The 17,090-nt window shown below is 71.7% G+C and carries 13 protein-coding genes; 7 read left to right on the plus strand and 6 right to left on the minus strand.

The features are described 5' to 3' along the window. Positions 1-216 precede the first annotated feature (216 nt). Entirely contained in the window at positions 217-567 is a 351-nt protein-coding gene (locus RCO28_RS33395) for a hypothetical protein (RefSeq protein ID WP_308945090.1), read from the plus strand. A 109-nt stretch (positions 568-676) separates the two neighbouring features. Continuing rightward, the gene (locus RCO28_RS33400; protein ID WP_308945091.1) at positions 677-2,134 is read left to right on the plus strand and encodes an aminopeptidase; all 1,458 of its coding nucleotides are present in this window, start codon (positions 677-679) and stop codon (positions 2,132-2,134) included. A 128-nt stretch (positions 2,135-2,262) separates the two neighbouring features. Here RCO28_RS33400 and RCO28_RS33405 read toward each other — a convergent pair whose 3' ends face one another. The 3 genes from RCO28_RS33405 to RCO28_RS33415 form a co-directional block, all read right to left on the minus strand. Continuing rightward, the gene (locus RCO28_RS33405) at positions 2,263-3,933 is read right to left on the minus strand and encodes a thiamine pyrophosphate-binding protein (protein WP_308945092.1); all 1,671 of its coding nucleotides are present in this window, start codon (positions 3,931-3,933) and stop codon (positions 2,263-2,265) included. Continuing rightward, positions 3,930-4,916 carry an agmatinase gene (gene speB, locus RCO28_RS33410; RefSeq protein WP_308945093.1) on the minus strand — a complete coding sequence of 329 codons (987 nt, stop codon included), beginning with the start codon at positions 4,914-4,916 and terminating at the stop codon, positions 3,930-3,932. The genes RCO28_RS33405 and speB overlap by 4 nt, the downstream gene beginning before the upstream one ends. 78 nt (positions 4,917-4,994) lie before the next feature. Then, entirely contained in the window at positions 4,995-6,467 is a 1,473-nt protein-coding gene (locus RCO28_RS33415; RefSeq protein WP_308945094.1) for a sodium:solute symporter, read from the minus strand. A gap of 166 nt (positions 6,468-6,633) precedes the next feature. Between RCO28_RS33415 and RCO28_RS33420 the strand changes: the two genes are divergently transcribed. After that, positions 6,634-8,157 (plus strand): PucR family transcriptional regulator ligand-binding domain-containing protein, encoded by a 1,524-nt coding sequence (locus tag RCO28_RS33420; RefSeq protein ID WP_308945095.1) that lies wholly within the window; start codon positions 6,634-6,636, stop codon positions 8,155-8,157. A 105-nt stretch (positions 8,158-8,262) separates the two neighbouring features. Beyond that, positions 8,263-9,051 carry a phosphatase gene (locus RCO28_RS33425; protein ID WP_308945096.1) on the plus strand — a complete coding sequence of 263 codons (789 nt, stop codon included), beginning with the start codon at positions 8,263-8,265 and terminating at the stop codon, positions 9,049-9,051. Between the two features lie 79 nt (positions 9,052-9,130). Here the strand turns inward: RCO28_RS33425 and RCO28_RS33430 are convergent, their stop codons facing one another. From RCO28_RS33430 to RCO28_RS33440, 3 genes are all read right to left on the minus strand, one after another. Continuing rightward, a complete protein-coding gene (locus RCO28_RS33430) occupies positions 9,131-9,997 on the minus strand; it encodes an acyl-CoA thioesterase II (RefSeq protein WP_308945097.1) in 867 nt (288 codons plus the stop codon). Next, the gene (locus tag RCO28_RS33435; protein ID WP_308945098.1) at positions 9,994-11,151 is read right to left on the minus strand and encodes an acyl-CoA dehydrogenase family protein; all 1,158 of its coding nucleotides are present in this window, start codon (positions 11,149-11,151) and stop codon (positions 9,994-9,996) included. The genes RCO28_RS33430 and RCO28_RS33435 overlap by 4 nt, the downstream gene beginning before the upstream one ends. 193 nt (positions 11,152-11,344) lie before the next feature. After that, entirely contained in the window at positions 11,345-11,956 is a 612-nt protein-coding gene (locus RCO28_RS33440) for a TetR/AcrR family transcriptional regulator (protein ID WP_308945099.1), read from the minus strand. A 137-nt stretch (positions 11,957-12,093) separates the two neighbouring features. Here RCO28_RS33440 and RCO28_RS33445 point away from each other — a divergent pair, with 137 nt between their 5' ends. The 3 genes from RCO28_RS33445 to RCO28_RS33455 all read left to right on the plus strand — a co-directional run bounded on the left by RCO28_RS33445 (position 12,094) and on the right by RCO28_RS33455 (position 17,089). After that, the gene (locus tag RCO28_RS33445; RefSeq protein WP_308945100.1) at positions 12,094-13,725 is read left to right on the plus strand and encodes a carboxyl transferase domain-containing protein; all 1,632 of its coding nucleotides are present in this window, start codon (positions 12,094-12,096) and stop codon (positions 13,723-13,725) included. Between the two features lie 113 nt (positions 13,726-13,838). Continuing rightward, positions 13,839-16,010, plus strand: coding sequence for an acetyl-CoA carboxylase biotin carboxylase subunit (locus RCO28_RS33450; RefSeq protein ID WP_308945151.1), 2,172 nt, complete (start codon positions 13,839-13,841; stop codon positions 16,008-16,010). 71 nt (positions 16,011-16,081) lie between these two features. After that, positions 16,082-17,089: a hydroxymethylglutaryl-CoA lyase gene (locus RCO28_RS33455; protein ID WP_308945152.1), complete on the plus strand. Its 1,008-nt coding sequence runs from the start codon at positions 16,082-16,084 to the stop codon at positions 17,087-17,089. Position 17,090: the final 1 nt, after the last annotated feature.

Genomic DNA, 17,090 nt, shown 5'->3' on the forward strand with positions numbered 1-17,090 from the left:
CCCCCTCTAGGGGGAGCGTCCGTACTTCAGTACGCTGCAGCAATGGGAGGGGCGACAGTGCACAGTGGGATAGGGGCCTCGGGTACCGGACGCTCCGCACGCGCGCGTGGCGGCGGTTTTCCCGAACGGACCCGGCGGACTCAGCGGACTCAGCCGACTCAGCGGACCCAACAAGCCCGACGGACCCGGCGGACCCGGCGGACGCTGCTCGGCTGCGTGACGCTCGCCGCCGCCCTGCTGTTCGCCCTCGTCGGCCCCGCCACCGCTCAAGCCGCCGCGGCGGGCCCCTGCCAGGGCCACAAGATCAAGACGTTCACGTTCTCGACCGGCCGGGTCACCGTCTTCAAGGGCGCCGGTTTCGTCTGCGCCCTCACGTACGCCGAGAACCCGGGCCGCGCCCGCAAGATGTCCGTCACGCTGCAGGCCCGCGGGCACCGTGCCGTAACCCGTTCCGGCACGTTCCGGAAGTACGCGGGCCCGCTGTCGGTGCGGGCCGCCCACCGTTGTGTGAAGGTCACCGGCTCGGTCGGCGGCGGTTCGCTGAAACCGCGCTGGATCCAGTGCTGAACTTCCACTGCACTGCCCCTGAACCGCCACTCAGCTCCCAATCCCCCCTGGTGCCACAGGAGTTGCTCCGATAGGTTCCGGCGGACATCCGTGACACAGGGGAGGGTGCATGCGCAACGCACTCAGATGGCTGCTGTCGCTCGTGGTGCTCATAGGCACCGTGAGCGCGGCGGGCGCGGCCACCGCCGCACAGCCGCAGACAGCGCCGCGGGCCGACCAGCCCGCCACGAACGACGCTTCCGCCACCACCGACATCAAGGACCGGCTGCTCGCCATCGACGGCATGCGGCTGATCGAGGAGAAGCCGTACCCGGGCTACCGCTTCTTCGTCCTCGGCTACACGCAGCCGGTCGACCACCGCAGTCCCGCCAAGGGCACGTTCGAGCAGCGGCTCACCGTCCTGCACAAGGACACCGCCCGGCCGACGGTCTTCTACACGTCCGGCTACCACGTCTCCACGACCCCGCGGCGCAGCGAGCCGACGCAGATCGTGGACGGCAACCAGATCTCCCTGGAGTACCGCTACTTCAGCCCGTCGCGCCCCGACCCCGCCGACTGGTCGAAGCTCGACATCCGGCAGGCCGCCGCCGACCAGCACCGCCTCTTCGAGGCCCTCAAGCCGATCTACACCAAGAAGTGGCTGGCGACGGGCGGTTCGAAGGGCGGCATGACCGCCACGTACTACGAGCGTTTCCACCCGCGCGACATGGACGGCATCGTCGCGTATGTCGCGCCCAACGACGTGGTGAACAAGGAGGACTCGGCGTACGACCGGTTCTTCGAGAACGTCGGGCCGAAGGAGTGCCGCGAGGCGCTGCAGGCCGTCGAGCGGGAGGCGCTGGTGCGCCGCGAGCCGATGCAGAAGCTGTACGCGGACTACCTGGCCGCGGGCGACTACACCGTGAAGACCGTGGGCACCCTCGACAAGGCCTACGAGGCGACCGTCCTCGACACGGCGTGGGGCTTCTGGCAGTACAGCCTGGAGAAGGACTGCGCTGACGTGCCGGACGCCGCCGCGGTCAGCGACAAGGAACTCTTCGACTACATCGACACGATCGCCGGCTGGTCCGCCTACACCGACCAGAGCCTGGCCAACTACACGCCGTACTACTACCAGGCCGGTACCGAGCTGGGCGCGCCCACCATCCAGCAGCCGCACCTGGAGGGCCTGACGCGGTACGGCTACCAGCCGCCGCGCACCTTCGTGCCGCGTGACATCCCGATGACCTTCGACCCGTCGGCGATGCGCGACGTGGACCGCTGGGTGCGGCACAACGCCGAGCGGATGCTCTTCGTCTACGGCCAGAACGACCCGTGGGGCGCCGAGCCGTTCCGCCCGGGCCGGGGCACCGAGGACTCGTACGTGGTGACCGCGCCCGGCGCCAACCACGGGGCCAACGTGGCCGGTCTCGTCGCCGACGAGAAGGCCAGGGCGACCGCCGACATCCTGGAGTGGGCGGGCGTCGCCCCGGCCGCCGTCAAGGCCGACCCGGCGAAGGCGAAGCCGCTGGCCGCCCCGGACAAGAAGCTGGACAAGCGGGATGTACGGGAGGGGCTGCGGCCGTAGCCGCACCCCGCACCGTCTCTGCACCGCATCGCAGATCGCCCTGCGGGCTCGTCCTCAAACGCCGGACGGGCTGAAATAAGCGCCGGGCGGGCTCAAGAACTGAGCCCGCCCGGCATCTTGATGTGGCCTCAGATATGCGTCGGCGCGAACATCTTCAGCACCGCCGGCAGCACGACCACCGAAGGCCCCGGCGCCGCAAGGGACTTGGCGAGGTCCTCGGAGAGGGTCTCCACCGAGGTCCGCACCGCGGGCACCCCGAAGGACTCGGCGAGTGCCACGAAGTCCGGGCGGGACAGCTCGGTGGCTGTCGCCTCGCCGAACGCGTCCGTCATGTACTCGCGCAGGATGCCGTACCCGCCGTCGTCCACGATCAGCCAGGTGACGTTCAGGTCGTACTGCCGGGCCGTGGCGAGCTCCGCGATCGAGTACATCGCGCCGCCGTCGCCGGAGACCGCTAGCACCGGGCGGGTGGGCTCGGCGACGGCCGCGCCGAGTGCGGCCGGGAAGCCGTATCCGAGGCCGCCCGCGCCCTGGGCGGAGTGCATCGCTCCGGGCCAGGCGGACCAGGCCCAGTAGGCGAGGATCGTCATGTCCCAGAACGACGGCGACGTGGCGGGCAGTGCCTCGCGGACCGCTCCGAGCACCTGCCGTTCTAGCGCCAACTCCTGGCCGTCCAGGCGCTCCTGGACCTTGGCGAGCAGCTCGGCGACCCGGCCGGCCGCGTCCGCGTCGGGCCGCTCCTCGACCGTGTCGAGCAGGGCCGAGAGGGCGAGGCGGGCGTCCGCGTGCACGCCGAGCGCCGGGTGGTTGGACTCCAGCTTCCCGGCGTCCGCCTCGATCTGCACGACCCGGCCGCGCGGCGCGAACGTGTGGTAGTTCGAGGAGAGTTCGCCGAGGCCGGAGCCGACGACGAGCAGGACGTCGGCGTCCTCCAGGAGGTCGGTGGTATGCCGGTCCTCCATCCAGGACTGCAGCGACAGCGGGTGCTCCCAGGGGAAGGCGCCCTTGCCGCCGAAGGTGGTGACCACCGGGGCGTTGATCTTCTCGGCGAGGGCGAGCAGCTTGCCCGCCGCGTCGGAACGCACCACTCCGCCGCCCGCGATGATCGCCGGACGCTCGGCCCTGGAGAGCAAATCGGCGGCGACCGCGGTCAGTTCGGGCCGGGGCACGAGCTCGCGGGGCGTGGCGTCCATCGCGGTGACGACGGGCAGCGTCGTCTCGGCGAGCAGGACGTCCTGCGGGATCTCCACCCAGACCGGTCCGTGCGGCGCGGTGAGCGCGGACTCCCAGGCCGCCGCGATCGCCGAGGGGATCTGCGACTGCGTACGGACGGTGTGGACGGACTTGACCACGTCCCGGAACGAGGCCTGCTGGTCGCGGAGTTCGTGCAGATAGCCGTGGCGGCCGCCGCCGAGTCCGGCCGCCGGGACCTGGCTGCCGATCGCGAGGACCGGGGCGCTCGCGGCGGCGGCCTCCTGCAGGGCGGCGAGCGACATCAGGGCGCCGGGTCCGGTGGAGAGCAGCAGCGGGGCGGCCTCGCCGGTGACACGGCCGTACGCATCGGCGGCGAAGCCCGCGTTGTTCTCCACGCGCAGGCCGACATAGCTGAGGTCGGAGCGGCGCAGCGCGTCGAACATGCCGAGGGCGTGCTGCCCGGGCAGGCCGAACACGGTGGCCGCGCCGAGGCCGCGCAGGGTCTCGACGACCAGGTCTCCCCCGGTCCGCCCGGCGGGCGGGTTGAGGGCGGCCTCGGTCTGGGCGGCGGTGGGCAGCAGTTCCAGGTCGTGGTCGTGGGTCACGCGGTGGTCCCTTCCCGGTTCGCGGCGATCTGACGGGACATGATCGTGGTCAGTTCGTACGCCGTGTGGGAGGCGGCGACTGCGGTGATCTCGGCGTGGTCGTACGCCGGGGCGACCTCCACGACGTCGGCCGAGACCAGGTTGCAGGAGGACAGTCCGCGCAGGATCTCCAGGAGTTCGCGGGAGGTCATGCCGCCCGCCTCCGGGGTGCCGGTGCCCGGGGCGTGGGCCGGGTCGAGGCAGTCGATGTCGATGGAGATGTACAGCGGGCGGTCGCCGATGCGCTGGCGGAGCTGGTCCGCGACCTCGTCGGCGCCCCTGCGGTAGACGTCCGCCGAGGTGACGATGCCGAAGCCCATCTTCTCGTCGTCGGTCAGGTCCTGCTTGCCGTAGAGCGGGCCGCGGGTGCCGACGTGGGAGAGCGCCTCGGTGTCGAGGATGCCCTCCTCCACGGCGCGGCGGAACGGGGTGCCGTGGGTGTACTCCGCGCCGAAGTACGTGTCCCAGGTGTCGAGGTGGGCGTCGAAGTGGAGCAGCGCGACCGGGCCGTGCTTCTTCGCGACCGAGCGGAGCAGCGGCAGGGCGATGGTGTGGTCGCCGCCGAGGGTCATCATGCGGGCGCCGGTGCCGAGGAGGTCGTCGGCGGCGGCCTCGATGGTCTCCACCGCTTCGTTGATGTTGAAGGGGTTGGCGGCTATGTCACCCGCGTCCGCGACCTGGGCGAGCGCGAACGGCGAGGCGTCCTGCGCCGGGTTGTACGGCCGCAGCAGGCGGGAGGCCTCACGGATGGCGTTACCGCCGAAGCGGGCGCCGGGGCGGTACGAGACGCCCGTGTCGAACGGCACGCCGACCACCGCGACGTCCGTCTTCCCGCCGACCTCGTCGAGGCGGGGCAGGCGGGCGTACGTCGCCGGGCCGGCGTAGCGCGGGACGCGGGAGGAGTCGACGGGGCCGCGGGGGGTGGGGGTCTCGGCGCTGCTCATGGTCGGTTCTTCCTCCTGCTGTGCTGGGTGCGATTCCTAGTGTTGCGCGGCCCACTGACAATCGGGCCGCGCACGGGTTCAGCTGCTGGTCACGGGCGCCGGGGTCTCCTCCGGCTCCTCGGCGCGGCCCGCGAGGCGCTCGCGCCAGGCGTCGAGGACGGCGGCGTCGGTCGGCGGCGTTGCCAGGGAGACGACGACGTACACGGCGAGGGAGGTCAACAGGCCGTAGTAGATGGGCTGGTTGGCGAGGATGCCGTAGTGCCACATCAGGCCGATGACGGAGAGGCCGCCGGCGACGACGGAGGCGAGCGCTCCGGGCGCGGTGCCGCGGCGCCACAACAGGCCGCCGAGGATCGGCACGAGCAGTCCGCCGACGAGCAGGTTGTAGGCGACGGTCAGGGCCTGCACGACGTCATTGAGCGCGATGGCGATGACGACGACCACGGCACCCATGATCAGGATGAACAAGCGGTTGCCCTTGACCTCGTCGTGCGGCCCCTCGTCCTGCCCGGGGCTCTTCACGATGCCGCGCACCCGCGACCAGATGTCGTTGTTCGCGACGGTGGCGCAGGCGATGAGCGCGCCGGACGAGGTGGACATCACGGCGGCGAGCGCGGCGGCGAGCACCAGGCCGCGCACGCCCATGGGGAGTTCGTCCTTGACGATGGTGGCGAACGCGGCGTCGGCGCTCTCCAGGTTCGGGTACATGACCTTGGCCGCGGTGCCGATGACGGCGCCGGCGATCGCGTAGACGAGGCAGTACGTGCCGGCCGCGGCGCCGCCGATGCTGGCGACCTTGTCGCTGCGGGCGGTGAAGACGCGCTGCCAGATGTCCTGCCCGATGAGCATGCCGAACGTATAGATCAGCACGTACGTGAAGATCGTCTCGCCGCCGATGCCCAGCGGGTCGAAGTACTCGGTCGGCAGCTTGGCCTTCATCTCGCTGAAGCCGCCCGCCTTGATCACGGCGATGGGCAGCAGCAGGAGCAGCACGCCGATCGTCTTGACGACGAACTGCACCATGTCGGTGAGCGTGATCGCCCACATGCCGCCGAGCGTCGAGTAGGCGACGACGATGGTGCCGCCGAGGATGATCGCCACGGTGCGGTGGACGTCGAAGAGGACGTCGAAGATGGTGGCGTACGCGATGGTCGAGGTGACCGCGAGCATCAGCGTGTACGCCCACATGACGACGCCGGAGATGACGCCCGCGCGGCCCCCGTAGCGCAGGTCGAGCATCTCGGAGACGGTGTAGACCTTCAGACGCGCGATGCGGGCCGAGAAGAAGATCGACAGGGCCAGGATGCCGAGGCCGATGGTGAACACCATCCAGGCGCCGGACAGGCCGTACTGGTAGCCGAGGCCCACGCCGCCGATGGTGGAGGCGCCGCCGAGGACGATCGCGGCCATCGTCCCGGAGTAGAACCACGGTCCGAGGCGGCGCCCGGCGACCAGGAACTCGCTCTTGGACTTGGCGCGGCGCATGCCCCACCAGCCCATGGCGAGCATGCCGACGAGATAGATGACGATCACTGTGTAGTCGACGGCCATGCGGCCCTCCTTTGCGCACCTCGGTGGCGTGTCGTGCAGATACGGGGGTGGGGGGTGACCGGCCGTGGGGACATCCGCCCGTACCCGTGGCCAGTGGTCGGCACGACCTTAAGGTGGCCGTAAAGCAACCCTGAAGTGTACGTTTCCTCCACTTCCCGCAGCACGAATGGAGGGAACGTCCACCCTCATGCCCACTCCCCCGTCTCTGCCCTCCTCCACCCCGTCAGCCCCTCCAGTGGCGCCGGTGGCGCTGTCTGCGCTGCTCGCCCTCGACTCGCTCGGCCTGCGCCAGATCGCCGGCCCCGACGCGCGCGAAGCGGGCACCGTCGTCCACTGGGCGCACACCTCCGAACTGGCCGACCCGTCCCCGTACCTGCTGGGCGGCGAGCTGCTCCTGACGGCCGGCGTGCACATCGGTGAGGCGGGGGACGGCGACCTGGACGCGTATGTGGCGCGGGTCGTGGCGGCGGGCGGCGCGGCGCTCGGCTTCGGTGTGGCCCCGGTCCACGACACGGTGCCGCCCGCCCTGGTGGAGGCCTGTGACCGGCACGGCCTGCCGCTGGTCGAGGTGCCGCCGCGGACGACGTTCAGCGGGGTGGCACGCGCGGTGTGGCGGTTGATGGCGGAGGCGCGGCACGCGGAGCTGCGCCGGGTCGCCGAGGCGCAGCAGGGCCTCGCGACCGCGGCGGCACGGCCGGACCCGGTCCCGGCGGTCCTGCGCCAACTGGCCACCCGCCTGGGCGGAGCGGCGCTGCTTTACGGGCCGGACGGGACGGAGCTGCAGTCCGCGGGCCGGACCGGCGAGGCGGCCCGAACGGCGCTGCGCGAGCTGACCGCCGTCGTGCGCCGCGCGACGCCGGGCGCGCCCACCGCGGCCGCGGACACGGCCGGTCCCGTGCACCTGACCGCGTACGCCCTGGGCGGCGGTCGCGGCTTCGCGCTCGGCGTCGCGACCGAGCACCGAGCGGCGGGCGATCACACCATCACCGGGGCCGCGGTGGTGCTGCTCTCGCTGCTCGCCGGTGAGCATCAGAGCGCCTCGGAGGGGGCCCGTTCGGCGGCGCTCGTCCGGCTGCTGCTCGGTGCCGGTCCGGAGCGGGCCGGAGGGCTCCTGGGCAGTGAGGCGTGGCGCGTGGTGCACGCGCGCGTGCTGCCGTCCCGCGCCGAGCGGACCCGGCCCTCCCCGTCGGCGCTCGCCGTGTCCCTGGGCACACCCCTGGTCGACCCCGCCGAGGACGATCCCGAGACCGACGTCGTACGGCTGCTCGTCCCCGCCGACCACGCCCTGGACCCGCCGCCCGGCTGGACGCTCGGGGTGTCCGCGCCCGCCGATGTGGCGGACCTGGGGGCGGCCGACGCACGCGCGGCGCGGGCGCTGCGGCGCGCGGAGGTCACCCGGGCGCCGCTGGTGCTCGACCGGGAATCGGGGCTCGCCGCGCTCGTCGCGCCCGCGGAGGCCGAGGCGCACGCGCGCGTGCTGCTCGAACCGGTCGCGGGAAACCCGGCACTGGTGGAGACCCTGCGCACCTGGCTCTCGCTGCACGGGAGTTGGGACCGTACGGCCGCGGCACTCGGCGTGCACCGCAACACGGTCCGGCAGCGGATCGCCCGCTGCTCCACGCTGCTTGAAACGGATCTGGACGATCCGGATGTGCGCATGGAGTTGTGGTTCGCCCTACGGAACTGCTGATTCCGCCCCCATGGGTCCCTTGGGTGCGGTTTTCCGCGTACGGAGCGGGTCCAGGGTTCGGGACAGCGGGCCCGGCCGCCCGGAGCCGACGGCACAATGGGGGGCATGCCGATACCCAGCCGTGCCGCACTCGTCAACCACCTTGTCCGCACCCGTATCGCCGGCGACGTCGCCACACCCCGCGACAACAACCTCTCCCACTACCGCAAGCTCGCGAACGGCGACCGCCACTACTGGCTGGGCCTGGAGCTCGGCGACCGCTGGACCGACGAGCAGGACGTGCTCGCCGTGATGGCCGAGCGGTGCGGTGTGGTCGACGACCCCGGGCACCGCACGGGCCAGGACACGATCGACCCGGACCTGACGGTCGACGCCCTGGAGCGGATGGCGGCCCGGCTGCGCAAGGCGGCCGCGGGCAAGGAGCGCGTCCTGTTCGCGACCGGCCACCCCGGCGGCCTGCTCGACGTGCACCGCGCGACGGCGTCGGCGCTGCGCGCGGCCGGCTGCGAGATCATGGTGATCCCCGCCGGGCTCACCGCCGACGAGGGCTACGTCTTCCAGTTCGCCGACGTGGCGGTCCTGGAGCGCGGCGCCACCCTGTGGCACACCCACTCCCCGGAGCCCATGAAGGCGATCCTGGACGGCCTGGAGCGCGAGGGCCGCCCCCAGCCCGACCTGGTCGTCGCGGACCACGGCTGGGCCGGGTACGCCGGTCAGCGCGGCCTGGACTCGGTCGGGTACGCGGACTGCAACGACCCGGCGCTGTTCATCGGCGAGGCCGAGGGCACCGTGCAGGTCACCGTCCCGCTCGACGACCACGTCACCGACCCGCGCTTCTACGACCCGATGACGGCGTACCTCCTTGACTCGGCGGGGCTCACTCCGGAGGCGTGAACACGAAATCGGCCTCCACGCGCGTGGAGGCCGATTTCACCGATCGCACTTCACGGTTCGCACGGGAGGCGATTTTCGCTCAGGTACCGCGCGGTACCCGCACCACGCCCTCCTGGATGACGGAGATCGCGAGCCGTCCGTCCTGCGTGTAGATCCCGGCCTGACCGAGGCCGCGCCCGCCGGAGGCCGACGGCGACTCCTGGTCGTAGAGCAGCCATTCGTCGGCGCGGAACGGCCGGTGGAACCACATCGCGTGGTCGAGCGAGGCGCCCACCACGTCGCCGACCGCCCAGCCGCCGCGCCCATGGGCGAGCAGTACCGAGTCGAGCAGCGTCATGTCGGAGACGTACGTGGCGAGGCAGACGTGCAGCAGGGGGTCGTCCACGAGCTTGCCGTTGGTGCGGAACCACACCTGGGAGCGCGGTGCGCGCGGGGTGCCGACGCTGCCCCACGGCGGGGTGTCCACATAGCGCAGGTCGACGGCCGCGCGGGCCTCGATCAAGCGCTCGGCGACGTCGGCCGGGAGGTTCCGGGGCAGCATCTCGGCGGCCGTCGGCAGCGACTCCGGGGCGGGCGCCGCAGGCATGTCCACCTGGTGCTCCAGGCCTTCCTCGTACTCCTGGAAGGACGCGGAGAGGTGGAAGATCGGCTGTCCGTGCTGAACCGCCACCACGCGTCGCGTGGTGAAGGATCTGCCGTCGCGGATGCGGTCGACCGTGTAGACGATCGGGGCGCCCGGGTCGCCGGGGCGCAGGAAATAGGCGTGCAGGGAGTGCGCCCCGCGTCCTTCGGGGACCGTGCGGCCGGCGGCGATCAGGGCCTGGGCCGCGACCTGGCCGCCGAACACCCGGGGCACGATCGCCGAGCGTGACTGGCCCCGGAAGATGTCCTGCTCGATCCGCTCCAGGTCGAGCAGATCGAGCAGGGCGTCGAGCTCGAAGGTCACAGACCCATGTCCTTCGCGATGATCATCTTCATGACCTCGTTGGTGCCGCCGTAGATGCGGTTGACGCGGTTGTCGGCGTAGAGGCGGGCGATCGGGTACTCGTTCATGAAGCCGTAGCCGCCGTGCAGCTGGAGGCAGCGGTCGATGACGCGGTGCGCGACCTCGGTGCAGAACAGCTTGGCGGAGGCGGCCTCGGCCGGGGTCAGCTCACCCTGGTCCAGCGCTTCCAGGGCGCGGTCGGCGACGGCCTCGGCGGCGTCCACCTCGGCCTGGCAGGCGGCCAGTTCGAACTTGGTGTTCTGGAACGAGGCGACGGACTTGCCGAAGACCGAGCGGTCCAGGACGTACTGCTTGGCGAACTGCACGGCGGCCTTGGCCTGCGCGTACGCGCCGAAGGCGATGCCCCAGCGCTCGGACGGCAGGTTCTGGCCGAGGTAGTAGAAGCCCTTGTTCTCCTCGCCGAGCAGGTCCTCGACGGGCACCTTCACGTCGACGAACGCCAGCTCCGCGGTGTCGGAGGTCTTCAGGCCGAGCTTGTCCAGCTTGCGGCCGACGGAGTAGCCCTCGGACTTGGTGTCGACGGCGAACAGCGAGATGCCGAAGCGGCGGTCATCTGCGGTCGGCGCGGAGGTGCGGGCGCAGACGATGACCTTGTCGGCGTGCACACCGCCGGTGATGAAGGTCTTGGCGCCGTTGAGGACGTAGTGCGTGCCGTCCTCCGAGAGCTTGGCGGTGGTCTTCATGCCCGCGAGGTCGGAGCCGGTGCCCGGCTCGGTCATCGCGAGGGCCCACATCTCCTCACCGGTGACGAACTTCGGGAGGTAGCGCTTCTTCTGCTCATCGTTGGCGAGCATCTGGATGTACGGCAGGCCGAGCAGGACGTGCACACCGGAGCCGCCGAAGGAGACGCCGGCGCGGGCGGTCTCCTCGTACATGACGGCCTCGAACTTGTGCGAGTCGATGCCCGCGCCGCCGAACTCCTCGGGCACGCGGATGCCGAAGACACCCAGCTCGCCGAGCTTGTAGTAGAAGTCGCGGGGCGCCTGACCGGCCTCGAACCACTCGTCGTAGACAGGCACGACCTCGGTCTCGATGAAGGCACGCAGGGTCTCCCGGAACGCCTCGTGGTCCTCATTGAAAACGGTACGGCGCACGGTCGGCCTCCTGGTCGTCTGGCTCGGGTCGCTGCGGGCGGCGCGTCGGCACACCGGTTTCGGCACACCGCACAGCACGCTGGCTAAGCGCTTGCTCAGACTGAAGTTACCCGGCAGTCGCCAAGGCTGTCCAGAGCGGACGATCTGCGGATCGGCTCACACTCGCCCGCGCCCAGGCCGTACGGCCCCCGGGTCAGGCCGCGCCGTTCGAGGCGGCCGCGGCGAAGGCGCCACGGGCCAGGCGGTGCAGCAGCGTCGCCATCGTGGTGCGGCCGGGCAGCGCGCCGGGGCGGCTGAGGTGCGGCGTGGAGTTGAGCAGGCCGAAGACCGCGTGCACGGTCGCCCGCGCCTCCGACTCGACCATGGCGGGGTAGACGTCCCGCACGACCTCGACCCACAACTCCACGTACTGCCGCTGCAGTTGGCGGACCAGCTTGCGGTCGCTGTCGCGCAGCCGGTCCAGCTCGCGGTCGTGCAGGGTGATCAGCGGGCGGTCGTCGAGCGCGAAGTCGATATGCCCCTCGATCAGCGAGTCGAGCAGCGCCTCGGCCGCGTCGCCACCGCTGCGCGCCTCGGCCGCGCGCCGCTTGCCGCCCGTCAGGAGCCGGCCGCTGATGCCGACGAGAAGCTCGGCGAGCATCGCATCCTTGCCCGCGAAGTGGCGGTAGAGACCGGGGCCGCTGATGCCCACGGCAGCCCCTATCTCATCGACGCCGACGCCGTGGAATCCACGCTCGGCGAAGAGGCGGGCGGCCTCTTTGAGGATCTGCTCGCGGCGCGTCAGGGCCGCGCTGGTGGCGCTCATGAATTCATTCTAGACAGGGCGGTTAGCGGTCGTTAACCTGGAGGAGCGAGTTAACGGTCATTAACGTCGTGCGCGGTCGTCGTGCGGCGCAACAGGCAGTCGTAACGGGCAGTCGTACGAGCAAGGGAGCTCAGGCGATGCAGCAGGCACCGGTCCTTCACAGTGGGGCGGATCCCGCCTCGGAGGCCTGGCGGGCCAACGAGTCGGCGCACCACGCCCTCGTCGAGGAGTTGCGCGGCAAGCTCGCGCGGGCCGAGGCGGGCGGCGGCGAGAAGGCCCGCGCCCGGCACGTGGCGCGCGGCAAGCTGCTGCCCCGGGACCGTGTGGACGCCCTGCTCGACCCCGGCTCCCCCTTCCTCGAGCTGGCCCCGCTCGCGGCGGAGGGGATGTACGGCGGGGACGCACCGGCCGCCGGAGTCATCGCCGGGATCGGCCGGGTCTCGGGCCGCGAGTGCGTGATCGTGGCCAACGACGCCACGGTCAAGGGCGGCACCTACTACCCGATGACGGTCAAGAAGCACCTCCGCGCCCAGGCCGTGGCCCTGGAGAACCGCCTCCCCTGTATCTACCTGGTGGACTCGGGCGGCGCCTTCCTGCCCATGCAGGACGAGGTCTTCCCGGACCGCGAGCACTTCGGGCGGATCTTCTACAACCAGGCGCAGATGTCGGGCCAGGGCATCCCGCAGATCGCCGCCGTGCTCGGCTCGTGCACGGCGGGCGGGGCCTATGTCCCGGCGATGAGCGACGAAGCGGTGATCGTGCGGGGCCAGGGCACGATCTTCCTGGGCGGCCCGCCGCTGGTGAAGGCGGCCACGGGCGAGGTGGTCACCGCCGAGGAGCTGGGCGGCGGCGAGGTGCACTCACGCATCTCCGGCGTGACGGACCACCTCGCGGAGGATGACGCACACGCGCTGCGCATCGTGCGCAACATCACGGCGACGCTCCCCGCGCGCGGCCCCCTGCCCTGGACCGTGACCCCGGCCGAGGAGCCCAAGGTCGATCCGTACGGCTTGTACGGCGCGGTGCCGGTGGACTCGCGCACGCCGTACGACGTCCGTGAGGTCATCGCGCGCGTGGTGGACGGCTCCCGCTTCCAGGAGTTCAAGGCGGAGTACGGCACGACCCTTGTCACCGGCTTCGCCCGGATCCACGGCCACCCGGTCGGCATCGTCGCCAACAACGGCATTCTGTTCTCCGAATCCGCCCAGAAGGGCGCGCACTTCATCGAGCTGTGCGACCAGCGCGGCATCCCGCTGCTGTTCCTGCAGAACATCTCGGGCTTCATGGTCGGCAGGGACTACGAGGCGGGCGGCATCGCCAAGCACGGCGCCAAGATGGTCACGGCGGTGGCCACCACGCGCGTACCCAAGCTGACGGTCGTCGTCGGCGGTTCGTACGGCGCGGGCAACTACTCGATGTGCGGCCGCGCCTATTCACCGCGCTTCCTGTGGATGTGGCCGAGCGCCAAGATCTCCGTGATGGGCGGCGAGCAGGCGGCCTCGGTGCTCGCGACCGTCAAGCGGGACCAGATGGAGGCGCGCGGCGAGACCTGGCCGGCCGAGGACGAGGAGTCCTTCAAGGACCCCATCCGCGCGCAGTACGAAACCCAGGGCAATGCCTATTACGCGACGGCCCGGCTCTGGGACGACGGCGTGATCGATCCGTTGGAGACCCGCCAGGTGCTCGGGCTCGCCCTGACCGCCTGCGCCAACGCCCCCCTGCCCGAGAAGGACGACGCGGCGCCCGGCTTCGGCGTCTTCCGGATGTGAGGACCATGACTTCCACACCCCTTTCGACGCCCACGGCTTCCACGCCGGGCGCCTCGACGTCCACCGCTTCGACGTCCACCGCCGCCCGTTCCGGGACTGCCGGCGCGGCGCCGATGTTCGACACCGTGCTCGTGGCCAACCGAGGCGAGATCGCGGTCCGCGTCATCCGCACGCTGCGCGAGCTCGGAGTGCGCTCGGTGGCCGTGTTCAGCGATGCGGACGCCGACGCCCGGCATGTGCGCGAGGCGGACACGGCCGTGCGCATCGGACCGCCGCCCGCGGCCGAGAGCTATCTCTCCGTGGAGCGGCTCCTCGGAGCGGCCACCCGGACCGGCGCCCAGGCGGTGCACCCCGGCTATGGCTTCCTCGCGGAGAACGCCGGGTTCGCGCGGGCCTGCACCGAGGCCGGCCTGACCTTCATCGGGCCGCCCGCCGACGCCATCTCCCTGATGGGCGACAAGATCCGCGCCAAGGAGACCGTGCGGGCCGCCGGTGTCCCCGTGGTCCCCGGCTCCTCGGGCTCCGGCCTGAGCGACGACGAACTGGCCGAAGCGGCACGGGACATCGGCATGCCGGTGCTCCTCAAGCCCTCGGCGGGCGGCGGCGGCAAGGGCATGCGGCTGACGCGGCTCGAATCGGCGCTCCTGGAGGAGATCGCCGCCGCCCGGCGCGAGGCGCGGGCCTCCTTCGGGGACGACACCCTGCTCGTGGAGCGCTGGGTCGACCGGCCCCGGCACATCGAGATCCAGGTCCTCGCCGACGGCCATGGGAACGTGATCCACCTCGGCGAGCGCGAGTGCTCGCTGCAGCGCCGCCACCAGAAGATCATCGAAGAGGCGCCGTCGGTCCTCCTTGACGAGGCCACGCGCGCGGCGATGGGCGAGGCCGCGGTCCAGGCGGCCCGCTCCTGCGGCTATGTCGGCGCGGGCACGGTGGAGTTCATCGTGCCGGGCGACGACCCCTCGGCGTACTACTTCATGGAGATGAACACCCGCCTCCAGGTGGAGCATCCGGTCACCGAGCTGATCACCGGAATCGACCTGGTGGAGTGGCAGCTGCGCGTCGCCGCCGGAGAGCAACTGCCGTACGGCCAGGACGACATCGGCCTCTCCGGGCACGCCGTGGAGGCGCGGATCTGCGCCGAGGACCCCGCCCGGGGATTCCTCCCCTCAGGGGGCACTGTCCTCGCGCTGCACGAACCGCAGGGCGACGGAGTGCGCACGGACTCCGGACTCACCGAGGGCACGGAGATCGGCAGCCTCTACGACCCGATGCTCTCCAAGGTGATCGCGCACGGCCCGGACCGGGCGACCGCCCTGCGCAGGCTGCGGGCCGCCCTCGCCCGCACGGTCACGCTCGGCGTGCCGACCAACGCGGGCTTCCTGCGCCGCCTGCTCGCCCACCCGGACGTGGTGGCCGGGGAGTTGGACACGGGCCTGGTCGAGCGGGTGGCGGACGAGCTGGTGGACGCTTCGGTGCCGGACGAGGTGTACGAGGCGGCGGCCGCGGTGCGCCGGGACGTATTGGCGCCGGAGGCCGGCGGCTGGGTCGACCCGTTCTCGGTGCCGTCGGGCTGGCGCCTCGGCGGCAGGCCCGCTCCGCTCGACTTCGACCTCCGGGTGCCGGGACTCGAACCCGTCACCCGCGCGGTGAGCGACGAGAGCGCCCGCGTCACGGAGGACCGCGTGACGGTCACGCTCGACGGCGTCACGCACACCTTCCACCGCGCGGGCGACTGGCTGGGCCGGGACGGCGACGCCTGGCAGGTGCAGTCGTACGACCGGGTCGCGGCCTCGTTGACCGGTGGGGCGCATGCCGGGGTGGACGCGATGACGGCGCCGATGCCCGGCACGGTCACGGTGGTGAAGGTGGCCGTCGGCGATCAAGTGGCGGCGGGCCAGAGCCTGTTGGTGGTCGAGGCGATGAAGATGGAGCACGTCATCTCCGCGCCGCACGCGGGCACGGTCACCGAACTCGACGTCACCCCCGGGACTACGGTCGCCATGGACCAGATCCTCGCGGTGGTCGCGCCGGACGAGGACCCGGCCGGGACCACGCAGGACGCCGACGCAGCGACGGACGCCGGGGCGCCACAGGACGCCGAGGCAGCGACGAACACCGGGACCACGACGGACGCCGGGACCACGACGGACGCCGAGGCAGCGACGAACGCCGGGACCACGACGGACGCCGGGACCGCGACGGACGCCGAGGCAGCGACGGACGCCGGGACCGCGACGGACGCCGAGGCAGCCGCCCCGAAGGACGAGGAGGTGGCGCGATGAGCGCGGGCATCGGCAGCGAAACCGAGACCGAGACCGAAACCGGCACCGTAAAGGGCCCCGCAGCCCTCCCCATGACCGTCCCCGCCCCAGGGCTCCCCGCGCGTGTGCGGATCCATGAGGTGGGTGCGCGGGACGGGCTGCAGAACGAGAAGGCGACGGTGCCGACCGACGTCAAGGCGGAGTTCGTGCACCGGCTGGCGGCGGCCGGCCTGGGCACGGTCGAGGCGACCAGCTTCGTCCACCCCAAGTGGGTGCCCCAACTCGCCGATGCCGAGCAGCTCTTCCCGCAACTCGGGGACATCGAGGACGTACACCTGCCGGTGCTCGTGCCGAATGAACGCGGGCTCGACCGGGCCCTGGACCTGGGCGCGCGCCGTATCGCGGTCTTCGGTTCCGCCACCGAGTCCTTCGCGCGGCGCAACCTCAACCGCTCGGTGGCGGAGTCGCTTGCGATGTTCGAACCGGTCGTCGCGCGGGCGAAGGACGCCGGAGTGCATGTGCGCGGCTACCTGTCGATGTGCTTCGGCGACCCCTGGGAAGGGCCGGTCCCGGTCGATCAAGTGGTCGGCACGGCAAAGGCGTTGATGGACCTCGGCTGTGACGAGCTGAGCCTCGGCGACACCATCGGCGTGGCCACACCGGGCCATGTCCGCGCCCTGCTGACCGGGCTCAACGACCACGGCGTCGCCACCGAGACGATCGGCGTGCACTTCCACGACACGTACGGCCAGGCGCTCTCCAACACCCTGGCCGCCCTGCAGCACGGCGTGACCACCGTGGACGCCTCGGCGGGCGGGCTGGGCGGCTGCCCGTACGCGAAGAGCGCCACCGGGAACCTCGCCACCGAGGACCTGGTGTGGATGCTGCACGGCCTCGGCATCGAGACCGGGGTCGACCTCACCGCGCTCACGGCCACCAGTACCTGGCTCGCCGGGCACCTGGGCCGACCCAGCCCGTCCCGCACCGTCCGGGCCCTCGCGGGGGCCGCCGCGGAACAACCGGAGACACCCCTCCGCACCGCCGGACGGCAGACGCAGAACCCCGAGGCCCACAAGGCCGTACAGAAAACCGAGGAGTGAC

This window comes from Streptomyces sp. LHD-70 (genome assembly GCF_031157275.1).
Taxonomy (GTDB): Bacteria; Actinomycetota; Actinomycetes; order Streptomycetales; family Streptomycetaceae; genus Streptomyces.

Bases quoted from the DNA above. Each gene is read 5' to 3' on its own strand.
- RCO28_RS33455 (WP_308945152.1), top strand. From the start codon at position 16,082: ATGACCGTCCCCGCCCCAGGGCTCCCCGCGCGTGTGCGGATCCATGAG.
- RCO28_RS33420 (WP_308945095.1), top strand. From the start codon at position 6,634: ATGGAGGGAACGTCCACCCTCATGCCCACTCCCCCGTCTCTGCCCTCC.
- RCO28_RS33400 (WP_308945091.1), top strand. From the start codon at position 677: ATGCGCAACGCACTCAGATGGCTGCTGTCGCTCGTGGTGCTCATAGGC.
- RCO28_RS33450 (WP_308945151.1), top strand. From the start codon at position 13,839: ATGTTCGACACCGTGCTCGTGGCCAACCGAGGCGAGATCGCGGTCCGC.
- speB (WP_308945093.1), bottom strand. From the start codon at position 4,916: ATGAGCAGCGCCGAGACCCCCACCCCCCGCGGCCCCGTCGACTCCTCC.
- RCO28_RS33445 (WP_308945100.1), top strand. From the start codon at position 12,094: ATGCAGCAGGCACCGGTCCTTCACAGTGGGGCGGATCCCGCCTCGGAG.
- RCO28_RS33425 (WP_308945096.1), top strand. From the start codon at position 8,263: ATGCCGATACCCAGCCGTGCCGCACTCGTCAACCACCTTGTCCGCACC.
- RCO28_RS33415 (WP_308945094.1), bottom strand. From the start codon at position 6,467: ATGGCCGTCGACTACACAGTGATCGTCATCTATCTCGTCGGCATGCTC.
- RCO28_RS33440 (WP_308945099.1), bottom strand. From the start codon at position 11,956: ATGAGCGCCACCAGCGCGGCCCTGACGCGCCGCGAGCAGATCCTCAAA.